The 25,479-nt window shown below is 70.8% G+C and carries 26 protein-coding genes; 17 read left to right on the top strand and 9 right to left on the bottom strand.

Translation table 11 applies throughout. The features are described 5' to 3' along the window. Positions 1-59: 59 nt before the first annotated feature. The 4 genes from VH969_RS34420 to VH969_RS34405 form a co-directional block, all read right to left on the bottom strand. On the bottom strand, positions 60-1,322 hold the full coding sequence (locus tag VH969_RS34420; RefSeq protein ID WP_331982523.1) for a sialidase family protein: 1,263 nt from the start codon (positions 1,320-1,322) through the stop codon (positions 60-62). Further along, positions 1,315-1,803, bottom strand: coding sequence for an RNA polymerase sigma factor (locus VH969_RS34415; protein WP_331982520.1), 489 nt, complete (start codon positions 1,801-1,803; stop codon positions 1,315-1,317). Before VH969_RS34415 ends, VH969_RS34420 begins: the two co-directional genes overlap by 8 nt. 71 nt (positions 1,804-1,874) lie before the next feature. After that, positions 1,875-2,798 carry a GNAT family N-acetyltransferase gene (locus VH969_RS34410; RefSeq protein WP_331982516.1) on the bottom strand — a complete coding sequence of 308 codons (924 nt, stop codon included), beginning with the start codon at positions 2,796-2,798 and terminating at the stop codon, positions 1,875-1,877. Then, positions 2,795-3,664 carry a class I SAM-dependent methyltransferase gene (locus VH969_RS34405; RefSeq protein ID WP_331982513.1) on the bottom strand — a complete coding sequence of 290 codons (870 nt, stop codon included), beginning with the start codon at positions 3,662-3,664 and terminating at the stop codon, positions 2,795-2,797. Before VH969_RS34405 ends, VH969_RS34410 begins: the two co-directional genes overlap by 4 nt. Positions 3,665-3,943: 279 nt before the next feature. Between VH969_RS34405 and rpsA the strand changes: the two genes are divergently transcribed. Both rpsA and VH969_RS34395 read left to right on the top strand, forming a co-directional pair. Beyond that, on the top strand, positions 3,944-5,440 hold the full coding sequence (gene rpsA / locus VH969_RS34400; protein ID WP_331982510.1) for a 30S ribosomal protein S1: 1,497 nt from the start codon (positions 3,944-3,946) through the stop codon (positions 5,438-5,440). A gap of 79 nt (positions 5,441-5,519) precedes the next feature. Beyond that, entirely contained in the window at positions 5,520-6,137 is a 618-nt protein-coding gene (locus VH969_RS34395; RefSeq protein WP_331982507.1) for a hypothetical protein, read from the top strand. Between the two features lie 27 nt (positions 6,138-6,164). On the opposite strand, the gene VH969_RS34390 is transcribed toward VH969_RS34395, so the two are convergent. Continuing rightward, a complete protein-coding gene (locus VH969_RS34390) occupies positions 6,165-6,419 on the bottom strand; it encodes a hypothetical protein (RefSeq protein ID WP_331982504.1) in 255 nt (84 codons plus the stop codon). Positions 6,420-6,574: 155 nt separating this feature from the next. On the opposite strand from VH969_RS34390, the gene coaE reads away from it, so the two are divergent. Next, the gene (gene coaE, locus VH969_RS34385) at positions 6,575-7,768 is read left to right on the top strand and encodes a dephospho-CoA kinase (protein ID WP_331982501.1); all 1,194 of its coding nucleotides are present in this window, start codon (positions 6,575-6,577) and stop codon (positions 7,766-7,768) included. Between the two features lie 3 nt (positions 7,769-7,771). On the opposite strand, the gene moaA is transcribed toward coaE, so the two are convergent. The 3 genes from moaA to VH969_RS34370 form a co-directional block, all read right to left on the bottom strand. Then, entirely contained in the window at positions 7,772-8,803 is a 1,032-nt protein-coding gene (gene moaA, locus VH969_RS34380; protein WP_331982498.1) for a GTP 3',8-cyclase MoaA, read from the bottom strand. A gap of 249 nt (positions 8,804-9,052) precedes the next feature. Beyond that, complete coding sequence (locus tag VH969_RS34375) at positions 9,053-9,574, bottom strand: hypothetical protein (RefSeq protein ID WP_331982495.1); 522 nt, start codon at positions 9,572-9,574, stop codon at positions 9,053-9,055. A 135-nt stretch (positions 9,575-9,709) separates the two neighbouring features. After that, the gene (locus VH969_RS34370) at positions 9,710-10,213 is read right to left on the bottom strand and encodes a ribonuclease FAU-1 family protein (protein ID WP_331982492.1); all 504 of its coding nucleotides are present in this window, start codon (positions 10,211-10,213) and stop codon (positions 9,710-9,712) included. A 60-nt stretch (positions 10,214-10,273) separates the two neighbouring features. On the opposite strand from VH969_RS34370, the gene VH969_RS34365 reads away from it, so the two are divergent. The 4 genes from VH969_RS34365 to VH969_RS34350 all read left to right on the top strand — a co-directional run bounded on the left by VH969_RS34365 (position 10,274) and on the right by VH969_RS34350 (position 16,274). Then, positions 10,274-11,401: a DUF5685 family protein gene (locus VH969_RS34365; protein ID WP_331982489.1), complete on the top strand. Its 1,128-nt coding sequence runs from the start codon at positions 10,274-10,276 to the stop codon at positions 11,399-11,401. Positions 11,402-11,453: 52 nt separating this feature from the next. Beyond that, complete coding sequence (uvrB, locus tag VH969_RS34360) at positions 11,454-13,595, top strand: excinuclease ABC subunit UvrB (RefSeq protein ID WP_331982529.1); 2,142 nt, start codon at positions 11,454-11,456, stop codon at positions 13,593-13,595. Positions 13,596-13,939: 344 nt separating this feature from the next. Beyond that, complete coding sequence (locus VH969_RS34355; RefSeq protein WP_331982486.1) at positions 13,940-15,841, top strand: hypothetical protein; 1,902 nt, start codon at positions 13,940-13,942, stop codon at positions 15,839-15,841. 64 nt (positions 15,842-15,905) lie between these two features. After that, entirely contained in the window at positions 15,906-16,274 is a 369-nt protein-coding gene (locus VH969_RS34350; protein WP_331982483.1) for a DoxX family protein, read from the top strand. Positions 16,275-16,606: 332 nt separating this feature from the next. On the opposite strand, the gene VH969_RS34345 is transcribed toward VH969_RS34350, so the two are convergent. After that, a complete protein-coding gene (locus VH969_RS34345) occupies positions 16,607-16,762 on the bottom strand; it encodes a hypothetical protein (RefSeq protein WP_331982480.1) in 156 nt (51 codons plus the stop codon). A gap of 172 nt (positions 16,763-16,934) precedes the next feature. On the opposite strand from VH969_RS34345, the gene VH969_RS34340 reads away from it, so the two are divergent. From VH969_RS34340 to VH969_RS34295, 10 genes are all read left to right on the top strand, one after another. Continuing rightward, the gene (locus VH969_RS34340) at positions 16,935-17,759 is read left to right on the top strand and encodes a crotonase/enoyl-CoA hydratase family protein (RefSeq protein WP_331982477.1); all 825 of its coding nucleotides are present in this window, start codon (positions 16,935-16,937) and stop codon (positions 17,757-17,759) included. A 38-nt stretch (positions 17,760-17,797) separates the two neighbouring features. After that, positions 17,798-19,504: an AMP-binding protein gene (locus VH969_RS34335; protein ID WP_331982474.1), complete on the top strand. Its 1,707-nt coding sequence runs from the start codon at positions 17,798-17,800 to the stop codon at positions 19,502-19,504. 173 nt (positions 19,505-19,677) lie between these two features. Further along, entirely contained in the window at positions 19,678-21,348 is a 1,671-nt protein-coding gene (locus VH969_RS34330) for an MFS transporter (RefSeq protein ID WP_414638671.1), read from the top strand. Positions 21,349-21,432: 84 nt separating this feature from the next. Then, positions 21,433-21,624, top strand: a complete 192-nt coding sequence (locus tag VH969_RS34325; protein ID WP_331982468.1) for a hypothetical protein — start codon at positions 21,433-21,435, stop codon at positions 21,622-21,624. A gap of 25 nt (positions 21,625-21,649) precedes the next feature. Further along, positions 21,650-22,270 (top strand): cardiolipin synthase ClsA, encoded by a 621-nt coding sequence (clsA, locus tag VH969_RS34320; RefSeq protein WP_331982465.1) that lies wholly within the window; start codon positions 21,650-21,652, stop codon positions 22,268-22,270. 33 nt (positions 22,271-22,303) lie between these two features. Further along, positions 22,304-22,696, top strand: a complete 393-nt coding sequence (gene gcvH / locus VH969_RS34315; RefSeq protein ID WP_414638670.1) for a glycine cleavage system protein GcvH — start codon at positions 22,304-22,306, stop codon at positions 22,694-22,696. Between the two features lie 93 nt (positions 22,697-22,789). Further along, positions 22,790-23,236, top strand: a complete 447-nt coding sequence (gene garA, locus VH969_RS34310) for a glycogen accumulation regulator GarA (protein ID WP_331982458.1) — start codon at positions 22,790-22,792, stop codon at positions 23,234-23,236. Between the two features lie 50 nt (positions 23,237-23,286). Further along, positions 23,287-23,979 (top strand): transcriptional regulator FtsR, encoded by a 693-nt coding sequence (gene ftsR, locus VH969_RS34305; protein ID WP_527249177.1) that lies wholly within the window; start codon positions 23,287-23,289, stop codon positions 23,977-23,979. 169 nt (positions 23,980-24,148) lie between these two features. Continuing rightward, entirely contained in the window at positions 24,149-24,622 is a 474-nt protein-coding gene (locus VH969_RS34300) for a bifunctional nuclease family protein (protein WP_331982452.1), read from the top strand. A gap of 177 nt (positions 24,623-24,799) precedes the next feature. Next, positions 24,800-25,366, top strand: a complete 567-nt coding sequence (locus tag VH969_RS34295; protein WP_331982449.1) for a MerR family transcriptional regulator — start codon at positions 24,800-24,802, stop codon at positions 25,364-25,366. Positions 25,367-25,479 lie beyond the last annotated feature (113 nt).

The raw sequence follows: 25,479 nt of genomic DNA, 5'->3' as shown, positions 1-25,479 counted from the left end.
TGCACCAGGTCGGCGAGTTCCGCCCGGTGCACCGCTAGCGTCTTACCCCCTCGGGTCCGTCAGCCGACCTTGAACTTTCGCCAGTGCAGGCCGTCCGCCGACGCCATGAAGTCGAAGTTGCCCTCGCCGCCCGCGATGTAGCCGGTTCGAGTCCGCTGGGCGTAGTACTTGTAGCGAGCCGGCACCTCGGTGAACGTGCGGCCGCCGTCCCGGCTGCGGTACTGCTTGTCGTCCTGGGCGTTGATCGTCAGCGAGCCGTCGTCGGCCACGACCGTGGTCGCGAAGACCCGGCGCGGCGCCTTGCCGGCCTGCGGATGCCACGTCTGCTGCCAGCTGCGCCCGCCGTCCGTGCTGGCGAAGACGGCCAGCAGGCCGTTGCTCTCCGCGGGCAGCGCACCGATCGCCGTCGCGTACAGGGTGCCGCCGTGCGAGCCCACCGACCAGCCGGACGGATACACGGGCTCGCCCCAGTCCAGGACCGACGTCGTCCAGGTACGGCCGTCGTCGTGGCTGATGCCCAGCCCCCAGTGGTCGGTCTTCGGATCCATGCCGGCCACCCACCAGACACCGTCCGCGGTCGGCACGCTACCGGCCGTCATCGCGATGAGCGGTGGCTGGTGCGCCAACGCGACGGACTTGCCCGTCCCCGGTTGCACGACGACGAAACCTCGCTCCTCGCACAGCTTCTGGTCGCTGGACGCCCGGGCGCAGGACTGGGTGAGCACCCCACCGGCCGGAATCGCCGGGACGGTGTCGGTGACGACCACGGGCACGTCCACCTTCGTCCAGGTCACGCCGCCGTCGACGCTGTGCCACCGGGCGACCTGCGTGGTTTCGGCGGACGGCGACAGCGGCCAGTCGAGGGTGAGCTCCTCGGGGCCGAGGACGTGCACGTCGGCCCGGGACCACGACGGAGCCGTCTGCGGGCGCGGGATGTCGCGCTTCTTCCAGTGCGTGCCGTCCGCGGTGACGAGCAGTTCGGTCGTGCACTTCCTGGGACCACTCTTGCACGTGGCCCGGATCGCGTAGCCGTGGTCGGCGTCGGCGAACTGCGCCTGGGCGAGGAACGAACCGGTCTCGAGGGCACCCGACGACGGCGGCGGCGACGCCACGTCCGGCGGTTCGGGCACCATCTGGTCGCGCAGCAGGGGGATCGCGAGGCTGACGACCAGCACCGCCACCACGGCGCCGATCTGCATGCGGCGGCGGATCACGCGCTGCTTGTGGCGCGCGACGATCTGCTCGAAGCCCGGCACCGGCAGCGAGCCGCGCACCTCGTTGCGCAGTCGCGTCAGCTGGGCGTCCAGGTCGGTGTCAGGCATCCTGCACCTCCTCGGTGCGAAGCTGTGCGGCCAAGGCCGTGCGGGCCCGGGAAAGTCGGGACTTCACCGTCCCCACTGGAATGTCCAATATGGACGCTACTTCGTCGACGGGCAGGTCGGCGAGGTAGTGCAGCACCACGGCGGCCTGGTACTCGTCGCCGAGCCGGCGGATCGCCGCGTGCAGGTCGAGATGCTCGCCGAACACCTCCGGAGCGGGTTCCTCCGCCTCCTTGCGCATGATCCGGTCGAGTGTCGCGCGCCGGCGCCATCGCCGGCGGGAGAGGTTGACGACCACCGTGCGCAGCCACGCCTCCGGGCTCTCCGCCCGGGCGACCCTGGCCCGCCTCCCGTAGGCCACCGCGAACGCCTCCTGGGTGACGTCCTCGGCTTCCCCCATGTCCCTGAGCAGTGCGTAAGCAGTCAGTACCAGGCTGCGATAGCTCTTCTGGTACAGCTGTGCGAACCATTCCCCGTTGGCCACTGAACGCTCCTGTCCGGCTTACCTACCGTGCAAGAGTCACGACGGATCCGCCAGGTTCCCGGCGATTTTTCTCAGCGCAAGGCGCCCGCCGGCCGGACCTCCCAGATCGTCCATAGTGGACGGTAGCCTTGCCGTGGCCAGAACACCGAGGCCAGCGGGTTCGGCGGGTTGTAGTACAGGAAGGTGCTGGTGGCGCCCAGCCGGGCCAGCTCGCGGTGCGCGACCGCCATGAGCCGGCGGCCGACCCCGGTGCCACGCGCGTCCGGCCGCACCGACACGCAGTTCACGTACCCCCAGCACCCCGCCCGCAGCCGGGCGCCGGCCGGCGCGCCGGGGCCGGCGTCGACCAGCCGGCCGTGCGCGAGCCCGACCACCACGCCGTCCCGCTCGCCGAGCCACACCGGGTCGCCCTGCTCGAGGTGCCTGGTCAGCCCGGCCCTCTTGATGCGCCGGGCGTTCGGCCGGTCGATCGCGGCGCCGACCATCGCGGAGTACGCCAGCTCCGCGAGCTCCAGCTCCAACGCCACGGCCAGGTCCCGCGACGTCGCGAGCCGCACCGCGAGATCCCCGGCCGGCTCCGGCTCGGCCGCCGTCACGCGGACCGCCAGCGTGGACAGGGGAGCGAAGCCGTGCGCGAGCAGCGGTTCGGAGGCCTCGACGTCCCGGCTCGGCCAGGTCACCACGCACGACGAGTCCGCCCCGGGCGCGCCCCGGTCGAGCATGCGGCGCAGCTCCCGCAGCAGCGCGTCCATCCCGGCCCCGCCGGACGCGCCGACGAGCGGGTGCAGCTCCACGACGTCGCGCGCGGACCACAACGTCGGCGCGGTACCGGTCTCGTACCGGCCGCGGGCGACCACCCCGGCCACCCGCTCGCCGTCGGCCAGCGCCGCGGTCAGCACGTCCCCCTCCGGTGGCGCGGCGGCGGCCGGCAGCAGCGGGTCGACCTGCTCGAACCGGGCCGTCTGGGCCTGCAGCAGGCCGGCGGCGATGCTCACGTGGTGTGCCGGCAGCGGAAGATCGCCGTACCCGGGAACAGCGCGCCACGCAGCGGGCTCCACTGGCCCCACTCGTCGGCGAGCCCGTCCGGCCACTCCGGCTCGACGAGGTCCAGCAGCGTGAACCCCGCGCCGGTCAGCGCGCGCACGAAGTCGCCGAGCGTGCGGTGGTACTCGACGTAGGTTGCCCGGCCCTCGGCGTCGACCTCCACGTACGGCGTGCGGTCGAAGTACGAACCGGTGACGCGCAGCCCGTTCGGGCCCGGGTCGTCCGGGAAGATCCACCGCATCGGGTGGGTCACCGCGAACACCCACGAGCCGCCGGGCCGCAGGACGCGGGCGACCTCGCCGAAGAGCCCGGCCATGTCGTTCACGAACGGCACCGCACCGAAGGCCGAGCACGCGACGTCGAACGACGCGTTGGCGAACGGCAGGCGCTCGGCGTTCGCGCGCACCAGCGGCACGTCGATGCCGGTGGCCTCGTTCGCGGCGGCGGCGTAGCGCAGCATGCCGGCCGACAGGTCGAGCCCGACCACGTGCGCGCCCTCGGCCGCGAGCCAGCGGGCGCACGGCGCGGATCCGCAGCCCACCTCGAGCACGTCGCGACCCGCGACGTCGCCGAGCAGGCGCGCGTCGGCCTCCCGCAGGCGTTCCGGGCACCACACGAAGTCCGCGACGCCCAGGAACTCGCCGTGTTCGACGTGGTAGTCGTCGGCATCGGCGTCCCACCAGGCACTGTTGGCCGCCACGGACTCGGCGGAGGAGGCGGTCCGCCGCTCGCTGCCGACCGTGCCGAGCAAGCGTTCCGCGGTCCGCACCGGGGGCGCCGCCGCGCCGTCCCGATCTTCGGCAGGCAGTGTCGTCATGAGTTCCCCCTCGGGCGCGTGACCGGTCGCGTACATACGTGTACGTGCGCAGATGGGCCACCCAGGTTTGCCCGGCCGTCGCGCAGCCGCGTAGGATACCGCCGCGCGGTGGTTTCGCGCTGCCGTCTGTTCATCTTGCGGGAATCAGATCGGGTTGCGCGGCGTTGGCGGTGTCGTACAGGGTTCGTTCTTCTCCGTCGGCGAACTATCCCGCCGTGTGCCGACAACTGCAAATCCATGCCCATCTCTCAACCAATCCGTACCGGAGCCACCTAGCACATGTCCACCGACACCACCACTGTCCCGGCTGACACCGCGCCGAAGCAGCAGGTCGCCGTTAACGACGTCGGGACGGGGGAGGATTTCCTCGCCGCCATCGACAAGACCATCAAGTACTTCAACGATGGTGACATCGTCGAGGGCACCATCGTGAAGGTCGATCGGGACGAGGTCCTGCTCGACATCGGCTACAAGACCGAGGGAGTCATCCCCTCTCGGGAGTTGTCGATCAAGCATGACGTCGACCCGAACGAGGTCGTCAAGGTCGGTGACGAGGTCGAAGCCCTCGTTCTCCAGAAGGAGGACAAGGAAGGCCGGCTGATCCTGTCCAAGAAGCGTGCGCAGTACGAGCGCGCCTGGGGCACGATCGAGGCGCTCAAGGAGTCCGACGAGCCGGTCAAGGGCACGGTCATCGAGGTCGTCAAGGGCGGCCTGATCCTCGACATCGGGCTGCGTGGCTTCCTGCCGGCGTCCCTGGTCGAGATGCGCCGGGTGCGCGACCTGCAGCCCTACGTGGGCCGCGAGCTCGAGGCGAAGATCATCGAGCTGGACAAGAACCGCAACAACGTGGTGCTGTCCCGCCGCGCCTGGCTCGAGCAGACCCAGTCCGAGGTGCGCAGCGAGTTCCTCAACCAGCTGCAGCGCGGCCAGGTCCGCAAGGGTGTCGTCTCCTCGATCGTCAACTTCGGTGCGTTCGTGGACCTCGGTGGCGTCGACGGTCTGGTGCACGTCTCCGAGCTGTCCTGGAAGCACATCGACCACCCGTCCGAGGTCGTCGAGGTCGGCCAGGAGGTCACGGTCGAGGTGCTGGACGTGGACATGGAGCGCGAGCGCGTCTCCCTGTCGCTGAAGGCCACCCAGGAAGACCCGTGGCGCCAGTTCGCCCGCACTCACGCGATCGGCCAGATCGTGCCGGGCAAGGTCACCAAGCTGGTTCCGTTCGGCGCGTTCGTCCGCGTGGACGAGGGCATCGAGGGCCTGGTGCACATCTCCGAGCTGGCCGAGCGCCACGTGGAGATCCCCGAGCAGGTCGTCCAGGTCGGCAACGACGTCATGGTCAAGGTCATCGACATCGACCTCGAGCGGCGCCGGATCTCGCTGTCCCTCAAGCAGGCCAACGAGGGCTTCACGCCGGACACCGAGTTCGACCCGACCCAGTACGGCATGGCGGCCGAGTACGACAACGAGGGCAACTACATCTACCCCGAGGGCTTCGACCCCGACACCCAGGAGTGGCAGGAAGGGTTCGACAAGCAGCGGGAGGAGTGGGAGCACCAGTACGCCGAGGCGCACCAGCGCTACGAGCAGCACATGGCCCAGGTCAAGAAGGCCGCCGAGGCCGACGCTGCGGCCGAGAGCGAGGGTGGCGCCGAGGGCGGCGAGGCCGCGGGCGACTACTCGTCCGGTGGCGGTGACACCCAGAAGAAGAGCGGCGGCACGCTGGCCAGCGACGAGCAGCTGGCCGCACTCCGCGAGAAGCTCTCCGGCGGCGTCTGAGCCTCCTGAGACCGAACAAGGGCCCCGTCGTTATCGGCGGGGCCCTTGTTTTGCGCCCGGGGTCGCTTACCGTGATCGCGTGCGCGTCTGGACGTCCGCCGGCGCGGTTCTCGCGACCGTGCTCGTGGCGGGCTGCGCGACGGGCTGTGCGTCCGGCGAGCCCGTCGTGGACCCGGAGGTCCCGCAGTTCACGACCTCCGCGCCGCCAGTCGCGAGCACGCTGGGCAGATCCGTCCCGAAGGCCTGCGAGGACGTCGCCACCGCGGAGGAGGTCGGCACGATCCTGGGCATGCTGATCACGGGCGAGCCGCAGCCCGTCGTCGGCGTACCGCAGGCGAGCATCGGCCGCACCGCGCGGCTGGACTGCTACTACGGCACGCGGCGCGGCCGCCCGCTCGCGGAGTCGACCGTGTGGATCGCGCTAGCCGGCTACACCGACGCGACGCGGGCGCGGCAGCGCCTCACGGACACGATCTCGACCGAACGCGACGCGGGCTCGCAGGTGAACGAGATCCCGGTCGGTTCGGGCACGGGCGTGCTGCTGCGCGGGAGGACGTGGACTCTGGTGTCCGCCCGCGGCAAGACGACGGTCGTGGTGACGATCAAGCCGGGCCTGGTCCGCGAGGACCGCGCGGGCGCGATGCTGGGCCAGATCGCCGACCACGCGCTGACCCCACGCGACCCGGAACCGAGCTAGCGAACGCGGCAGCCGCCGGGCCCAGGGCTAGGCGGCGACGCGGCTGACGGCCGGGTTTCCCCGGCGTGCGACGACGACCGGAGCCCAGGCGCGTTCGGCCGCCGCGGCCGCGGCCCGGCGGCGCAGACCGGCCAGGGTGTGCCGGGCCGGCACCAGTGCGGTGCGCCACCACGTGCGGCGATACTCCTCGAGCGCGACGCGGACCTCGTAGTACCGCAGACAATGCACCAGGCCGGGGCTGCCCAGCCGGTGCCGCCCACTCTGGCTGCCGCGTCGTTGCATGGGGCCCTCCGTGTGGGTGACGCTGTGGGCGGCAACCGTAAACGATCACGTCACCGAATCACCGGAAGCTCCGCGCGTGTCCGCACCCGGTCGCGTAACAGATCGGCCACGAGGGCGTGATCAACCGACGCGCGATGAGCTGCCAGAATGCGGTCATGCTTCGCGTTGGCCTCACCGGCGGGATCGGGTCCGGTAAATCCACTGTGGCCGGTCGGCTGGCCGAGCACGGCGCGGTCGTGATCGACGCCGACAAGATCGCCCGCGAGGTCGTGGAGCCGGGCACGCCGGGCCTCGCCGAACTGGTCGAGGCGTTCGGCCCGGACATCCTCGACGAGCAGGGCGCGCTCGACCGCGCCCGGCTGGCCCAGCGGGTCTTCGCCGACGACGAGGCCCGGGCGCGGCTGAACGGCGTCGTGCACCCGCGTATCGGCGCGCGCACCGGCGAGCTGATGTCCGGCCTGCCGGCGGACGCGATCGTCGTCCACGACGTGCCGCTGCTCGTGGAGAACAACCTCGGCCCCAACTACCACCTCGTGCTGGTGGTCGACGCGCCCGAGGAGGTCCGGGTCCGCCGGCTGGTCCGCTACCGCGAGATGTCCGAAGAGGACGCGAAGGCGCGCATCCGCGCCCAGGCCGACGAGGCCGCCCGCCGCGCGGCCGCCGACGTGTGGCTCGACAACGGCGGCTCGGTCGACCAGGTGCTCGCCGCGGTCGACGCGCTGTGGGCGGACCGCCTGGTGCGCTTCGAGTCCAACGTGCGGCTCGGCCACCGCAACTCCTACGGCGGTCCGCGCCTCGCGCCGCCGGACCCGACCTGGCCCGTCCAGGCCGCCCGCGTGATCGCCCGCGTCCGCGCCGCGATCGGCGAACCGGACGCCCGCGTCGACCACACCGGCTCGACGGCCGTCCCGGGCATGCCCGCCAAGGACGTCATCGACCTGCAGCTGACCGTCGGCTCGCTCGAACGGGCCGACGAGCTCGCCGAATCGCTTGCCGTGGCGGGCTTCCCCCGGCTCGCCCACGTCGACCGCGACGAGCCGAAGGACTACGAGCCCGACCCGGCGAAGTGGCACAAGCGGCTGCACGTCTCGGCCGACCCGGGCCGGTTCGTGAACCTGCACATCCGTGAGGCGGGCAGCCCGGGCTGGCGGCTGGCGCTGCTCATGCGCGACTGGCTGCGCGCCGACGAGGTGGCACACGCGGAATACCGCGCGCTCAAGGAGGATCTGGCGCACCGGTACGCGAGCGAGGACGACACGGACAACTACGCGACGGCGAAGGAGCCGTGGTTCGACCGGGCCGCCGTGCGCGCGGAGGAATGGGCGGCCGCGACCGGCTGGCGCCCGTAGGGGTCAGCCGCCCCGGGTGTGCATCTCCAGGTGCGGGTTGGACTTCAGCGTCGAGAGCGGGACGAACGGCATCCGGTCGCGCTCGGCGAGCCGGTCGACGGCCCCGCGGTCCTCGCGCGCCTGCCACTTGCCCGTGATCAGCTCCCGCAGCTCGTCGAACGAGGCGCCCTCGCGCAGCGGGTCGCGCAGGTTCGTGCCCTCGACCGCGTACAGGCAACGGAACCACATGCCGTCCGCGGTCAACCGGCTGCGGTCGCACGTGGCGCAGAACGGCTGCGTCGTGGACGACACGATGCCGAACGTCGTGCCGTCGGGCAGCCGGAACCGGTCGGCCGGCGCGGCGTCGGTGTTGGGCAGCGGGGTGAGCGGACCGTAGTGGTCGGCCAGCCGCGCGAGCATCTCCGCCCGGGACAGCACGAGGTCCTTCGACCAGCTCGTCGCGCCGCCGACGTCCATGTACTCGATGAACCGCACCTCGGCCGGCACGCCGCGGCCGAACTCGATCAGATCGGTGAGCTCGTCGTCGTTGACCCCGCTCATCGCGACCGTGTCGATCTTCGTGCCGGTGAAGCCGGCCGGTGCCAGCGACGCGATCCCCTCGAGCACCGCGGCGTGGGAGTTCCGCTGGGAAAGCGACCGCGACCGGTCCGCGCGCAGCGTGTCGAGGCTGACCGTCACGCGGCCCAGGCCCGCCGCCTTCAGCTCGTCGACCAGGCCGGCCAGCAGCACGCCGTTCGTCGTCATCGCGAGGTCGTGCAGCCCCGGTTTGTCCGCGAGCATCCGGACGAGCTCCGGCAGGTCGCGGCGCAGCAGCGGCTCGCCACCGGTGATGCGGACCTTCGCCACGCCGAGCGACATGAACACGTCGGTGAGCTGGGCGATCTCCTCGAATGTCAGCAGGTCGCGCCGGGGGAGCCAGACGTACTCGGCCTCGGGCATGCAGTACCGGCACCGCAGGTTGCACCTGTCGGTGACCGAGATCCGCAGGTTGCGGAGGGGCCGCCGGTAGCGGTCGACGATCGGATCAGCCGGCACGTCGCCAACGTATACGCGATCACTGGAAGTTCGCCAGCGCGGCGATAACCAGCGGAGATAGGGCGTTTCAAGGTACTGATCAACCTGCCGCAGATGCGGCTCCAGGCCCGGGAAAACCACGCGGATGCGGAGAAAGCCCGCTGGCTGTGGCCGAATTTATCCCGGATTGCGAAACTCAGGATGCCGCGTTCGGAGCCAGTCGCCACGGCCGCCCGGTACAGCAGGTAGCGGTGGCACCTGCCGCTCGGCTCAGTACGGCGGCCAGACGTCGAAGATGTGCTTGTACGCGAGCCAGCCGCCCAGGTCGTGGCGGAACCTGCTGAGCTCCTCGAGGGTCTTGTGCACGGTGCACAGCGCGAGGTCGGCGTCCGCGGCGAGCAGCACCCGGCCGGCGACCGCGGCGGCGAACTCTTCGCAGTTGACGATCCGGGCGGTGGTGCCGCCGGGCGCGGCGAGGCCGAGCAGCAGGTCGGTCGTCTTCCAGTACCGGCCGTCGCTCGTCGCGCGCACGGCGGTCAGCACGCTCGGGCCGGCCTTTGCGTGCCGCGAGCGCGGTCGCTGGTGGGTGAGGCGGATGTTCAGCTCCGGCAGCAGCCACGTGATCTCGGCGTCGTGGAAGGGATCCTCCGGCGTCGGGCACTCGGTGCGCAGTCCCCACCGCTCCACCTGACAGGTGCGTAGGCGCCGGGTCGTGCCCGTGGAGACGTAGCTACGTGACGACGTGAAGGTGTCGACAATGTCGACGAGCTGGGGGGTGATCGCCGTGGCCACGGGTCCAGAGGGTAGCCGTTAGCATGCGGTCGGTGACATGCGGGTGCGATTCGTTATGTAACGACTCACGACCGGAGAGGTATCGATCAGGTAAATCTCTCGCCCGTTGGTTGGTCAGCTATTGACTAACGCGAATTAGTCATCGGTCCAGGTCAACGGGATCTTGAGCCACTCTTCGACGTCGTATCCGGCGGCCGCGATGCCCTCGACGGCGTCGAACGTTCGCTCGAAGGCGCGCTGCGCCGTTCGGTCGTCGATCAACCCCGCCGAACGGGCCGCGAGCACCTCGTCCGTGTCGAGCACATGCAGATCCCGGTGATCGCGCACGAGAACGTCGAGGTAGAGGTCGACGGTCCGCCACACGTCCCCGGGCTCGATGTCGACAACATCGATGTACACGTCGTGATCGAGCTGCTGGCCCGGGTGCGCACGCCACCGGCCGACCCGCAGCCCGCGCGCGGGCAGCAGCCACGAGCGGAAGTAGCCGATGTTGGGGTGGCCGTCCAGCGGGCGGGCCATGTACAGCCCGAAGTCGGTGATCCGGTAGTGGTCGACGGCCCGGACGAAGCCTTTCGGATCGGTGTTGGTCATGCCGGCGACGTCGAACAGTTCGATCTTGGGCGGATGCACGTCGGTCACCCGATCAGCCTGGCACGATTCCGGCCCCGGGCGCCGCCGCGGCCGCTAGCCTCGCGGCTCGTGTTCGGCATCATCCGGCCGTGTCAGCACCGGTTGTCCCCACGGCTTCGCACCGCATGGTGGTCGCATCTCTGCGGGCTTTGCCTGACCCTGCGCGACGAGCACGGCCAGCTCGCCCGCGTGGCCACGAACTACGACGGCCTGGTCGTCTCGGCTCTCGTCGAGGCGCAGGCCGGGGCCCCGCGGCGGACCGCTGGGCCGTGCCCGCTGCGGGGGATGCGGACCGCGGTCGTCTCGGTGGGCGATGGCCCGCGGCTGGCCGCGGCGGCGTCGCTGGTGCTGGCCGCGGCGAAGGTGCGCGACCACGCCGACGACGGTGACGGCGCGCTCGCCCACCGGCCGCTCGCCGGCGCCGCGCGGCTCGTGGCGTCCCGCTGGGCGCGGCAGGGCGGCGCGTCGGCGCACGGCGTGGGCTTCGACGCGGGCGTGCTGCTGGACGCGGTGGGCCGGCAGGCGACGGTCGAGGCCGCGGCCCGGCCGGGTGACTCCGTGCTCGCGGTGACCGAGCCGACCGAGACGGCCACGGCGGCGGCCTGCGCGCACACCGCGGTGCTCGCCGGCCGGCCAGGGAACGTCGAGCCGCTGCGTGAGGTGGGCCGGCTCTTCGGCCGGATCGCGCACCTGGTGGACGCCGTCGAGGACCGCGCCGAGGACGCCGCGGCGGGCGCGTGGAACCCGCTGGCGGCGACCGGCACGTCGCTCGCCGAGGCCCGCCGCCTGTGCGACGACGCGGTGCTGGGCATCCGCCTGGCGCTGCGGGAGTGCACGTTCGCCGACGGCGCCCTCGTGCACGCGTTGCTGGTGCACGAGCTCGTGCACTCGGTGGGGCGGGCGTTCGCGCACGGCTCGCCCGGCTCGACCGCCTCGCACGAGGTGCCCGACGGCAAGGGCGGCGGGTGCTGGGTGCCGCGCTTCACGGTGCCGCCCAGCCCACGCGGCGCGTTCGCCGGCTGCGGCGTGGCGCTGTACCAGTGCTGCTCCTGCCAGTTCTGCTGCCGCGACCCGTTTCCCGGCCCGTGGTCGGGCAAGCCGCGGGAGTCCTGCGGCGACTGCGACTGCTGCCCGTGCGACGGTTGTGGCAAGGGCGACTGCTGCGACTGCGACTGCTGCGGGTGCGACTGCTGCTGACCTGCCCCAACGGTTTTTGTCAGGGGGCGCGCGTAGCCTTTTCTTCGTGGCAATGGTGACGGCTAACTCCGAGTTCCGGCCCATCGGTGACATCCCGCGCACCGGGGGCAGGTTCGAGATGGTGAGCGACTACGAGCCGGCCGGCGACCAGCCCGCGGCGATCGCGGACCTCGAGCGGCGGCTGCGGGGCGGCGAGAAGGACGTCGTGCTGCTCGGCGCCACCGGCACCGGCAAGTCGGCCACCACGGCCTGGCTGATCGAGCGCCTGCAGCGGCCGACGCTGCTGATCGCGCCGAACAAGACGCTGGCCGCCCAGCTTGCCAACGAGCTGCGCGAGTTCTTCCCGCACAACGCGGTCGAGTACTTCGTCAGCTACTACGACTACTACCAGCCGGAGGCGTACGTCCCGCAGACGGACACCTACATCGAGAAGGACTCGTCGATCAACGAGGACGTCGAGCGGCTGCGTCACTCGGCCACGTGGAGCCTGCTGTCCCGGCGCGACGTCGTCGTGGTCGCGTCAGTGTCCTGCATCTACGGCCTGGGCAGCCCGCAGGAGTACCTCGACCGCACGATCGCGCTGTCGGTCGGCGACGAGGTCGAGCGGGACGTGCTGCTGCGGGCGCTGGTCGACACGCAGTACACCCGCAACGACGTCTCGTTCAGCCGCGGGTCGTTCCGGGTGCGCGGGGACACCGTGGAGATCATCCCGGCATACGAGGAGCTGGCCGTCCGCATCGAGTTCTTCGGCGACGAGGTCGAGGCGCTGTACTACCTGCACCCGGTGACCGGTGACGTGATCAGGCAGGTCGACGACATCCGGATCTCGCCGGCCACGCACTACGTGGCGGGCCCCGAGCGGATGGAACGCGCGATCCACGGCATCGAGGCCGAGCTCGAGGAGCAGCTGGCCAAGCTGGAGAAGCAGGGCAAGCTGCTGGAGGCGCAGCGGCTGCGCATGCGCACGGCGTACGACATCGAGATGATGCGCCAGGTCGGGTTCTGCTCGGGTATCGAGAACTACTCGCGGCACATCGACCACCGCGGGCCGGGCACCGCGCCGGCCACGCTGCTCGACTACTTCCCCGAGGACTTCCTGCTGGTCATCGACGAGTCGCACGTGACAGTGCCGCAGGTCGGCGGCATGTACGAAGGCGACATGTCGCGCAAGCGGACCCTGGTGGAGCACGGCTTCCGCCTGCCGTCGGCGATGGACAACCGGCCGCTGACCTGGGAGGAGTTCCAGGACCGGATCGGCCAGACGGTGTACCTGTCGGCGACGCCGGGCCCGTACGAGATGGGCCAGACCGGCGGCGAGTTCGTCGAGCAGGTGATCCGCCCGACCGGGCTCGTCGACCCCGAGGTGATCGTCAAGCAGACCGAGGGCCAGATCGACGACCTGGTGCACGAGATCCGCGTGCGCGCCGAGCGCGACGAGCGTGTCCTGGTCACGACGCTGACCAAGAAGATGGCCGAGGACCTCACGGACTACCTGCTGGAGCTCGGGATCCGCGTGCGATACCTGCATTCCGAAGTGGACACCCTGCGTCGCGTGGAGCTGCTGCGCCAGCTGCGCCTGGGGGAGTTCGACGTCCTCGTGGGCATCAACCTGCTGCGCGAGGGCCTGGACCTGCCAGAGGTGTCGCTCGTGTCCATTCTGGACGCGGACAAGGAGGGCTTCCTCCGCTCGGGCACCTCGCTCGTGCAGACGATCGGCCGTGCGGCCCGGAACGTGTCGGGCCAGGTCCACATGTACGCGGACACGATCACGGACTCCATGCGGCACGCCATCGACGAGACGAACCGCAGGCGCGCCAAGCAGATCGCGTACAACGAGGAGCGGGGCATCGACCCGCAGCCACTGCGCAAGAAGATCGCAGACATTCTCGACCGCGTCTACACCGAGGCAGACGACTCGGACACGGAGACCGTCCCGGTGGGCGGCTCCGGCCGCAACGCCTCCCGAGGCCGCCGCGCGGCGGGCGAGCCAGGCGGCCGCTCGTCGGGCGTGTACGTGAAGGAGAACGTGGGCTCGATGGCCCGCTCGGAGCTGGCGGACCTGGTCCAGCAGCTGACGGACCAGATGATGAACGCCGCCCGCGACCTGCAGTTCGAACTAGCGGCCCGCCTGCGAGACGAGATCGCCGACCTGAAGAAGGAACTACGCGGCATGGACGCGGCAGGAGTCAAGTAGGTCCCGTCGCCAGGTTTCCGAGCGCCGCCGGGGGGAGGGGATGGGGCATGTGCGCCCCGCGCTGAGCCCGCCGCCGCGCACCCGCCACATCACCCCGCCACCTGGAGCATCCTCACTCGGCCGCTCCCAGGTGACACGCTCGCCGGAAGATGCGGAATTCCCACCTGTGATCATGTGCTTTCGTCTACAAATGTCTCCATGATCTGGAGCATTGTCCGGTGACCGCACCCAGCGACAGCGAGTTGGCGACCCAACCCGGCGACCGCCCGCGGAAGCCGGTCGCTTCCGGGGTTGTCGTCTTGGCGGCCTTCCTCGTCGGGGCGGGAGCGCTTGCCGTGTCGTCCGTGCTTGGTTCCGACCTCGTGCGGTTGGGCGTCGCCGTCGTGCTGATCTTCGGTGGGTGGTGGGTCTCGCGGGCGGCGCGGAATCTGGAGCAGCCGGCACCGCTCGCCCTTGGGGCGCACGTGTTGCGCGGGGTCGGGACCGCCTACCTCGTGCTCGGGGCTTACCTCGGCGGGCTCGCCATCTTGACCGCCGCCATGCCCGACGGGCCCGTTTTCCCCGGCGAGAGCGTCGGGCCGTCGCCCGCGGTGGTGGTGCTCCTGGTTTACGGAGTCCCCACGCTGGCGCTGCTGGCCGTCGCCACGACCGGTATCCGTGCTTGGACCGCGGGGGCGGGCGCGGCGTTGCCGATGCTCACCGTCCTCCTGATGGCCGACGCCGGGGCATCGACGGCCGTCGTGTCCGTCACGATGCTGCTCGTCGGCGCGGCGCTCGCGGTCGTCGTGCTTCGCACGCACGGGTGGTGGGCCGACCTCGCGGCGGCCGCCGCGGCCATGGCCACCTCGTTCGCTTTCGGGGCGGGAAGTTCGCCCTTCGGGACGCTCGGCGCCACCCAGCTCGCCGGTACGCCGGAGACCGGACCCGTCGGTCAACTGCCGCCGGGGGCGCTCATCGCCGTGCTGGCGGGCGCGCTTCTCGTTGCCTCCGTGCTCCTGCTTGTCGCGGTGGTGCGGCGCGATCTAGCCGGCGGGGTCCTGGCCGGGTCGATCTTCGCCATGCCGCCCGTGCTGCTGTCGACCTGGGTGCCGCCCGGCGCCCGCTGGCCGACGGAGGCGATCGTCGCGCTGGCGGGCGTGCCGGCGCTCGTCGCGGTGATCGCCGTGATCGCCATTCGAACGCCCCGGGTGCGGGGCGCGATCGTCGCCGCCCTGCCGACCGAACCGTCCGGAGAGGACGCAGACGACGAGGCGCACAGGAGCCGGTCCGCCGCCATCGCCACCGCCGCCTGCGCGGTGGTGGTCGCCGCCGCGGCCGTCGTCTTCGTCGTCCTCGCCCTGCCCGTCCTCGGCTGGGCGCAGTGGGCTCAGGGCGCCGTCGCCCTCGTCGTGCTCTTCGGCGCCGCCGCGCTCGGGTACTGGCTTCCCGCGACACCGGGCGCCGCCGGCTCCATCGTCGCCTTGCTGGGCCTGGGACTCGCCTCCCCGTGGGCCCGCCTGCTCGCCGGCTCCTGGATGGGCGCCTCTCAGGCCGACCGCATCATCACCGGCGTGCTCGACCTCGGCGCGGCCGCCGCGCTCGCGTGGTTCCTCACCCGCCGCCATCCGCACCCCGGTGTCTACGCCGCCGCCGCGTACACGCTGGCCGGGTCGGGTGCCGCGTTCCTCGGCTCGCTGATGTTCGACGCCGGGTCGCTCGCGACCGGGGCCCCACCGTTCTCCGGGACGCTCGCACCGGTCACGATCGTGGCCCTGCCGCTGATCCTGCTCGGGGCCGGTGCGGTCGTCGCGACGGCACGCGGGCGCATTCGGACCGGCCAGGCAGTCGGCGCGGTCGCGGTGGCGGCAGCCGGTTTCGTGCCGCTCAAGGTCCTCGTCGGACAGTTCACCGGCGGCAGCGTCCAGGGCTACGCCCTGCAGTTCGCCCTCAACCCGCTCACCCCGACCGACTGGCTGCAGACCAGCATGGCCTTCCGCGACGTCACCGGCCCGGCCCTCGTCGCCGTGGTCGTCATGGTCCTGCTCGCGCTCGTGCTCGCCACGTCGCTCGTCACCCGGCCGTCCGCACCGCTCGCCGGCGCGGTCGCGTTGCTGCTCCTGGCCGCGGTCCAGTCCTCGCTGCTGAGCGCGCTCGCCGCCGGCACCCCCGACGACGCCCAGGTGCTCGGCCAGGTACTCGGCGGCCTGGCGATCGTCGTCGCGGCGATCGCGGTCGCGACGGGCGTCAACGCGGCCCGCCGCACCTGACCGTCACGAAGCGGCCACCCGCCCCGTCCAGAGGGAAAGGAACGACAACGGAACGGGGAATCCGATGAACATCGCCCTCTGGATCGGGCAGGCCCTGCTGGCGTTCATCTGCGTCGTGTCCGGCTCGCTGAAGTCCACGCAGAGCCGCCGGCGAATGATCGAGACCGGCCAGACCGCCGCGAAGATCGTGCCGCTGCCCTACATGCGCACGGCCGGCGTGTCCGAGCTGTTCGCCGTCCTCGGACTCACCCTGCCGTGGGCCACCGGCATCGCACCCGTGCTGACCCCGATCGCCGCGGCCGGGTTCGGCCTGATCATGGTCCTCGCCGCGACCGTCCACACGCGACTTCGCGAGCCACGCAACGTCGCGACGAACATGGCGATCCTCGCGATCTGCGTCTTCGTCTCGATCGGACGGTTCGCGGCCGTCTGAGCCGCACGGGCCAGCAGGCGTCGAGCAGGCGGCGAGAAGTCAGACTCGCCGTCGGTCAGCCGGTCGAACCCCGCGTGCATCGCTCTTCGCCACGTCTGGATCAGCCCCAGCCGCGGTGACTGCTCCTCGAATGCGGCGAAGATCACGGGGTCGAGCTCGTCGGTCGTGACGGCGATCTTGGTCTTCGCCTTCTTCCGCTCACGCAATCCGCTCATGAGCCGATCCCGCTGCCGCTGCCTCGGGCGCGGCGACCCGGGGTGCGCGCGCTCTTACTGACAGTGAACTCGGAAATCAAAGTACGCCTCCAGAGTGGGCGCGTGTGACCTGCAGATTTACTCGGCCCGGTGCCGGCGCCGGGCCGGTGTCCGCGACCCTTCGGCCGGCGTCTCCTCCGCCGGCGGCGCCGGCGGCGGACGGTCGGTGCGCCGCGCCATCTCGCGCAGCAGCTGGTCGAAGATCGGCGTCGACATGACTGTTTCGTGTGTCATGCGCGGCCTCCTTTACGCGGAAGATTCCCCCCGGACCGGACCGTGACCTCCGAAGAGACCCAGACTGCCAAATGCCGCAGGCCACGATCGGGCGACTCTTCGTGCTGGTAGGACATACTGCGCGTACGACAGGACTGGGCAACGCGGCTTCGGCTGGGTGAGGATGGGGCACATGACCGACGACCTCGTGTCGCTGAAGGTGGACATCGCCGACCGGGTTGCCGAGGTGACGTTGCTCGGCCCGGGCAAGGGCAACGCCATGGGCCCGGACTTCTGGCGCGAGCTCCCGATCGTCTTCGGCGAGCTGGACCGCAACCCCGAGGTGCACGCGATCGTGCTGACCGGCAGCGGCGCCAACTTCTCCTACGGCCTCGACCTCCCCGCGATGATGCCGCGCTGGGCACCACTGCTCGCCGACCGCGCGTTCGCGGCCCCGCGCACGGACTTCCTCGACGAGATCCGCACGCTCCAGCAGGCCGTCACCGCGGTTGCCGCGTGCCGCAAGCCCGTCATCGCGGCGATCAGCGGCTGGTGCGTCGGCGGCGGCCTCGACCTGATCGCCGCCGCGGACGTGCGGCTCGCCAGCGCCGACGCGAAGTTCAGCGTGCGCGAGGTCAAGGTCGCGATCGTCGCCGACCTCGGCAGCCTGCAGCGCCTGGCCGGCATCGTCGGCGAGGGTCACCTGCGCGAACTCGCCTACACCGGCAAGGACATCGACGCCGCCCGCGCCGAGAAGATCGGCCTGGTCAACGACGTCCACGCCGACCAGCAGGCGGTGCTGGCCGCGGCCCGCGAGCTCGCCGCCGAGATCGCCACGAACCCGCCGCTGGTCGTGCAGGGCGTGAAGGACGTCCTCGGCCAGCAGCGCGAGCCGCGCGTGGCCGACGGCCTGCGATACGTCGCGGCGTGGAACGCCGCGTTCCTGCCCAGCGAGGACCTCGGCGAGGCCGCGCAGGCCTTCCTCGAGCGCCGGGCCCCACAGTTCCGCGGGAAGTAGAAGGAGACGACCGGGTTGAGCAGCGAGCGGAGCGAACGATGAACACAGCGACCGAGATGTTCCGGGCGGCACGGGACTTTCTCCTCGAGCACCGGGAGGACTACCACCGGGCGAGCGCGGAGTTCGAGTGGCCCGGCCTGACCGAGTTCAACTGGGCGCTCGACTGGTTCGACGTGGTCGCGGCCAGTGAGCCGACCGCGAGCCGGCTCGCGCTGTGGATCGTCGAGGAGGACGGCTCTGAGGAGAAGCTGACCTTCGCCGACCTGTCACGCGAGTCCAGCCAGGTCGCGAACTGGTTGCGCGCCAACGGGGTACGGCGGGGCGACCGGCTGATCCTCATGCTCGGCAACCAGAGCGAGCTGTGGCGCACGATCCTCGCGGCGATCAAGCTCGGCGTCGTGCTGATCCCGGCGTCCACTTTGCTCGGTGCGACCGACCTGCGGGACCGGGTCGACCGGGGCAACGCGAAGCATGTCGTGGTGCGCGACGAGGACGCGCCGAAGTTCGCCGACGTGCCCGGCGAGTACACGAGAATCGCGGTCGGCGAGCCGGTCGAGGGCTGGCTGAACTTCGCCGACTCCGCGAACGCGCCCGCCGCCTTCACCCCGGACGGCCCGACGAAGGCCGACGACCCGCTGCTGCTGTACTTCACGTCCGGCACCACCGCGCGGCCGAAGCTGGTGCACCACACGCACACGTCCTACCCGGCCGGCCATCTGTCCACGATGTACTGGATCGGCCTCGAGCCGGGCGACGTGCACCTCAACATCTCCTCGCCGGGCTGGGCGAAGCACGCGTGGAGCAACGTGTTCGCGCCGTTGAACGCCGAGGCGACGGTCTTCATCTACAACTACACGCGCTTCGACGCGGGTGCGCTGATGTCCCAGATGGACCGATGCGGCGTGACGTCGTTCTGCGCGCCGCCGACCGTGTGGCGCATGCTCATCCAGGCCGACCTCACGCAGCTGACCACGCCGCCGAAGAAGGTCGTCGGCGCCGGCGAGCCGCTCAACCCCGAGGTGATCGAGCGGGTCTCGAAGGCGTGGCACGTCACGATCCGCGACGGCTTCGGGCAGACGGAGACCAGCGTGCTGGTCGCGAACACACCCGGCCAGCCGGTGAAGCCCGGCTCGATGGGCCGGGCCCTGCCCGGCTTCGGCATCGCGCTGGTCGACGCGTCCGGCGTGCCGAGCGACGAGGGCGAGATCTGCATCGACCTGTCCCGGCGGCCCGTCGGGCTGATGGTCGGCTACGCCGACGATGACGAGCGCACGGCCGAGGTCATGCGCGACGGCTTCTACCACACCGGCGACGTCGGCTCCCGCGACGCGGACGGCTACATCACCTACGTGGGCCGCGCCGACGACGTGTTCAAGGCGTCGGACTACCGCATCTCGCCGTTCGAGCTGGAGAGCGTGCTCATCGAGCACGAGGCCGTGGCCGAGGCCGCGGTCGTGCCCTCGCCGGACCCGATCCGGCTCGCCGTGCCGAAGGCGTACGTGGTGCTCGCCGCCGGCCACGAGCCGGACGCCGACACCGCGCGGTCGATCCTCGCGTTCGCCCGCGAGCACCTGGCCCCGTACAAGCGGATCCGCCGGCTCGAGTTCGCGGAGCTGCCGAAGACGATCTCCGGCAAGATCCGCCGCGTCGAGCTGCGCGGCCGGGAGAACGAGGTGCACGCGGACGCCGGCGCGAAAGTCTCGGGGGAGTACCGCGAAGAGGACTTTCCGGACTTGAAGTCCTGATCAGACAGACTCCAGCGACCTTCGACACGGATCCTTAGCAATGTGAACTAACACGAGCTAGCCTTGCTGAGGAACCTGTCGAAGGGAGCTCGGCGAACGTGTCGCGGCTGCGGTCACTCGAGGAATTAGGCCCGCACTACAAGTGGATCGCGCTGTCCAACACGACGCTCGGCATGCTGATCGCCACGATCAACTCCTCGATCGTGCTCATCGCGCTGCCGGACGTCTTCAAGGGCATCGGGATCAACCCGCTCGAACCGGGCAACACCGGCTACCTGCTGTGGATGATCATGGGCTTCCTGATCGTCACGGCGGTGCTCGTCGTGAGCTTCGGGCGGCTGGGCGACATGTACGGCCGCGCGCGGATGTACAACCTCGGCTTCCTGATCTTCACGATCTCGTCGATCCTGCTCGCCGTCACCTGGATGAGCGGCGATGCCGCGGCCGTCTGGCTGATCGGCTGGCGCGTGGTGCAGGGCATCGGCGGCGCGTTCCTCATGGCCAACTCCAGCGCGATCCTCACCGACGCCTTCCCCGCCAACCAGCGCGGCCTCGCGCTCGGCATCAACGGCGTCGCGGCGATCGCGGGCTCGTTCCTCGGGCTCGTGGTCGGCGGCGTGCTCGCGCCGATCAACTGGCACTGGGTGTTCCTCGTGTCCGTGCCGTTCGGCGTGGTCGGCACGATCTGGGCCTACCTCAAGCTGCACGACACCTCGGAGCGCCACCACGCGAGGATGGACTGGGCCGGCAACGCCACGTTCGCGATCGGGCTGATCGCGGTCATGGTCGCGATCACCTACGGCCTGCAGCCCTACGGCGGCCACTCGATGGGCTGGACGAACCCGTGGGTGCTGGGCGGGATGTTCGGCGGGATCGCAGCGCTCGTGCTGTTCGGCGTGATCGAGACGCGCGTCGCGAACCCGCTGTTCAACCTGTCACTGTTCAAGATCCGCGTGTACAGCCTCGGCAACATCGCGAACCTGATGGCCTCGCTCGGCCGCGGCGGGCTGCAGTTCATCCTGATCATCTGGCTGCAGGGGATCTGGCTGCCGCAGCACGGGTACTCCTACGAGCAGACCCCGCTGTGGGCCGGCATCTACATGCTGCCGATGACGCTCGGGTTCCTGATCTCCGCGCCGCTGTCCGGGATGCTGTCCGACCGCCGCGGCGCGTACTGGTTCACCACGGGCGGGATGATCGTCACGGCGGCCACGTTCTTCGCGCTGACGGTGCTGCCGGTGAACTTCTCCTACCCGGTCTTCGCGCTCCTGCTGGTGATCAACGGGATCGGCATGGGCATGTTCACCGCGCCCAACCGTGCCGAGGTGATGACCAGCCTGCCGCACAACGCGCGCGGGGCCGGCGCCGGCATGAACGCGACCTTCCAGAACGCCGCCATGGTGCTGTCGATCGGCGTGTTCTTCAGCCTGATCATCGCCGGCCTGAGCGCCACGCTGCCGGACACGCTGAGCGGTGGGCTGCAGGCACACGGCGTGCCAGCGGCCGAGGCACACCAGATCGGTCAGCTGCCGCCCGTCGGCGTGCTGTTCGCGGCGTTCCTCGGCTACAACCCGATCCAGCACCTGCTCGGCGGCTCGCTCGGGCAGCTCTCGCCCGACCAGGCGAGCTTCCTCACCGGCCAGAGCTTCTTCCCGAGCCTGATCACCGAGCCGTTCTCCGACGGCCTGCACGTGGCGTTCTGGTTCGCGATCATCGCGAGCCTCGTCGCCGCGGCGGCGTCCTGGTTCGGCCGGCCGCGCGGCAGGGCGGCCGACGACGTCGTCGTGCCGCCCGTGCTCGGCGGCGCCGTGGAGACGGCCGGGGCCCGGGGTTCCGGATCCTGACCCTTTCGCGGCAACCGGATAACGATCACGGGGCGGCTGGCGATCGCACGGACGGAGTTGGCCGTTCGACCCCTGTGAGCCGTGATGAGAAGCGAGGACCTGCCGACCGATCCGAGCAGCGTGGTGTGGAGCCGCGGGCATGCCTACGTCCGCGAGGACGCGCTGGGCCGCGCCCGCTGGGTGGGCGTCGACGACCGCGGACGGCCGCAGTCGCTCACCGACGCCGACCTGCGGCGCCGTGGCTGGAGCCACACCCCGGAACGGGTCCGCCACTGACCTTCACCCGGATACGCTCGGCGGCATGGTGGACAGCGCACGTCCGGTGGAGCCGAGACAGGTCGAGGAGCTTCCCGACCGGCTGCTGACCATCCCCAACCTGCTGAGCATCATCCGGCTCGCGCTCGTGCCGGTGTTCCTCTGGCTGCTGCTCGGCCCCGAGGCCGACGGCTGGGCGCTGTTGATCCTCGTCTACGCCGGCGTCTCCGACTGGGCGGACGGCAAGATCGCCCGCATCTTCAACCAGACGAGCCGGCTCGGCGCCATGCTCGACCCGGCCGCCGACCGCCTCTACACGCTGGCCACGGTCGTCGCCTTCGTCGTCCGCGAGATCGTCCCCTGGTGGGTCGCGGCGCTGCTGGTCATGCGCGACGTGATCGTGGCCGTCTGCATCTGGGTGCTGCGCCGCAACGGGTTCGCCCCGCCCGAGGTCACCTACATCGGCAAGGCCGCCACGTTCAACCTCCTGTACGCGATGCCGCTGATGCTGCTCGCCCAGGGCGGGTCCACGGCCGCCACGATCGCGCGCCCGATCTCCTACGCGTTCGCCATCTGGGGCGGCGCGCTGTTCCTCTGGTCGGGGGTGCTCTACCTCGTGCAGACACGCCTGGCACTGCGGTCGTCGGTGCGCCCGGCACCCCTCTAGGATTCGCCCGACACATCGCACCGAGCGTGGAGGATGGGGCCCGTGACGCCGGAGGAGCTCAAGTACACCGAGGAGCACGAGTGGCTTGCCACCAAGGCGGAGAGCACCGTGCGGGTCGGCATCACCGACTACGCCCAGCAGCAGCTCGGCGACGTCGTCTACGTGGACCTGCCGGAGGTCGGCAAGACCGTGACCGCGGGCGACCCGGTCGGCGAGGTGGAGTCCACCAAGAGCGTGTCGGAGATCTTCGCGCCGGTGGCCGGCGAGGTCACCGCGGTCAACTCGGCCCTCGACGGCCAGCCGGAGCTGATCAACAGCGACCCGTACGGGGAGGGCTGGATCATCGAGCTCAGCGTGGCCGACGCGGACGCCCTCGAGGGGCTCATGGACGCATCCGCATACCAGGAGCTGACCGAGAAGGCGTGAGCCGCCGCGTGGGGGCGGGTCACCGTCTGGCCTGCTGATCGCGCACGGTAGGTTCTAAGGACAGAAGTCAGCACCAGCAGGAGGAGAGCTCAGGTGAGCACCAACGACGGGCCCGGCGTCCCGCCGGAGCAGTCTCCGGAGCGGACTTCGGTCTTCCGGGCCGACTTCCTCGCCGAAGAGGGCACTGAGACCCCGCCTGCGGAACCGTCCGTCGCCGGCGTCGACGCCCTCCCGGCCGGCTCCGCGCTGCTGGTGGTCAAGCGCGGACCCAACGCGGGCTCCCGCTTCCTGCTCGACCGGGACACGACCAGCGCGGGGCGGCACCCGGACAGCGACATCTTCCTCGATGACGTCACGGTCTCCCGCCGCCACGCCGAGTTCCGGCGCGAGGGCGGCGAGTTCGTGGTCATCGACGTGGGCAGCCTGAACGGCACCTACGTCAACCGCGAGCCGGTCGACCAGGCCGTGCTCGCCGGTGGCGACGAGGTGCAGATCGGCAAGTTCCGCCTGGTCTTCCTCACCGGCCCCAACGCGTCCTAAACCGCTCGGGGTTCGGTGTGACGGCTGCCGGGCGGCCAGCGGCGGAGGGGATGAGCATCGGTGCGGTGCTCGGCCGGCTCCGCCCGGACTTCCCGGACGTCACGATCTCCAAGATCCGTTTCCTGGAGTCCGAGGGCCTGATCCAGCCCGCCCGCACGCGGTCGGGATACCGCCAGTTCAGCGCGGCCGACCTGGCGCGGCTGCGGTTCGTGCTGTCCGCGCAGCGCGACCACTACCTGCCGCTGAAGGTGATCAAGGAGCAGCTCGACGCCGCCGACCGCGGGGAGGGCGAGCGCGAGCTGCCTCGCGCGCCGCTCGAGTCCGTGTCGGCGGACGGGCTACCCGGCGCGGAGGAGTTCGCCGACACGCCCGTGCGCCGCCTGACCCAGGAGGAGCTGCTCGAGCGGGCCGGCATCGACCTGGCCACGCTGCGTGAGTTGGAGCAGTACGGCCTGGTCCGTCCGGGTGCCGCCGGGTTCTACGACACGGAGTCCGCCGCGGTCGCGCAGCTGGTGTCCGCGATGGCCGGGTACGGGATCGAGCCGCGGCACCTGCGCGCGTTCCGCGCCTCAGCGGACCGTGAGGTCGGGTTGTTGGAGCAGATCGTCGCGCCGCTGTACCGGCAGCAGGGCGAGGACGCCCGCGGCCGGGCCGACGAGGCGATGCGGGAGCTCGCCGCCCTCTCGGTAGGGCTGCACACCTTGCTCGTCAAGGCGGGATTGCGCCAGATTTCGGGCAGGTAAGGTAAAGATCAACGTACGGCTCGTCATCGGGCGTTCTCGCATCGTGACGCGGATCGCTGGCCGATTACGCAAGCGTCGGGACCGGATGGCGGGTAGCGTCGAGGCCAGCGATGAGCGATCCTCGGTCGTGTGGGTCGACACCATCGCTCCGCGAAGGGAGGCGAGCCCGATGAGCGAGATGCGGGTCGTGGGCGTGCGGGTGGAACTGCCTGCCAACCAACCGATCTTGCTGCTGCGCGAGACGGACGGTGAGCGTTACCTCCCCATCTGGATCGGGTCGGTCGAAGCGACGGCCATCGCCCTGGAGCAGCAGGGCGTGCGGCCTGCTCGCCCGCTGACGCACGACCTGCTCAAGGACGTCATCGGTGCGCTGGGCCGCGAGCTCGAGCAGGTCCGCATCACCGACCTGCGCGAGGGCACCTTCTTCGCCGAGCTGGTCTTCGACGGCGACGTGCGGGTGTCGGCCAGGCCGAGCGACTCGGTCGCGTTGGCCCTTCGGATCGGCGTGCCGATCCACGCCGAGGACGCCGTGCTGCAGGAAGCCGGGCTCATCATCCCCGATGAGCAGGAGGACGAGGTCGAGAAGTTCCGCGAGTTCCTCGACTCCGTCTCACCGGAAGACTTCCGGGGTGCCGACACCTGAGTTCGTGGGCCGGACACCCAAAGTCTCGACTTGACGTTGAGGTTTGCGCTGGTTCGCCCGCGCGTCGCGTTGACCGGTCCCCGCCGCCGACCTACCGTCAATCCTGAGCGAATCGCGAGGATGTCATTCGTGCGTCCTGCCCAGCGACTCGCGGGCGGTTGAAGAGCGGAGGCAGGCGTGGTCGAGGAAGGTCCCGTCGAGGCCGGCACCGGTGAGCAGGGAGAGCTGTTCCCGGACGAGTCAGCGCCCGACGAGCTCGTCGGCTACCGCGGGCCCGCCGCCTGCCAGATCGCCGGAATCACCTACCGCCAGCTGGACTACTGGGCCCGCACGGGGCTCGTCGCCCCGACGATCCGCAGCGCCCACGGCTCGGGCTCGCAGCGGCTCTACTCGTTCAAGGACGTGCTGGTCCTGAAGGTGGTCAAGCGCCTGCTGGACACCGGGGTCTCGCTGCAGAACATCCGCGTCGCGGTCGACCACCTGCGCCGCCGCGGCGTGCGCGACCTCGCCAAGATCACGTTGTTCAGCGACGGCACCACGGTCTACGAATGCACCTCACCCGAGGAGATCGTCGACTTACTGCAGGGCGGCCAGGGCGTGTTCGGCATCGCCGTCAGCGGGGCCATGCAGGAGATCAACGGCACCATCCACGAGTTCCCGGCCGAGCGGGCCGACGGCGGTGTGGTGGAGCCGATCACCGAGGACGAGCTCTCCGCCCGCCGCAAGGCCCGCAACGCCGGCTGAGCTTTCGTACCAGAAGGATTCTTGTTTCGCGCTGGGCTGGTGAAAGTCCCTGCTCGGCGCGCCAATGGGTAGTCCAGCGGTTGTCCGCCGCGCGGGGGTAGGCTGCCCGGTGT

The organism is Actinophytocola sp. (genome assembly GCF_036555685.1).
Lineage (GTDB): Bacteria > Actinomycetota > Actinomycetes > Mycobacteriales > Pseudonocardiaceae > Actinophytocola.
This window is presented reverse-complemented; position numbering and strand designations above follow the sequence as displayed.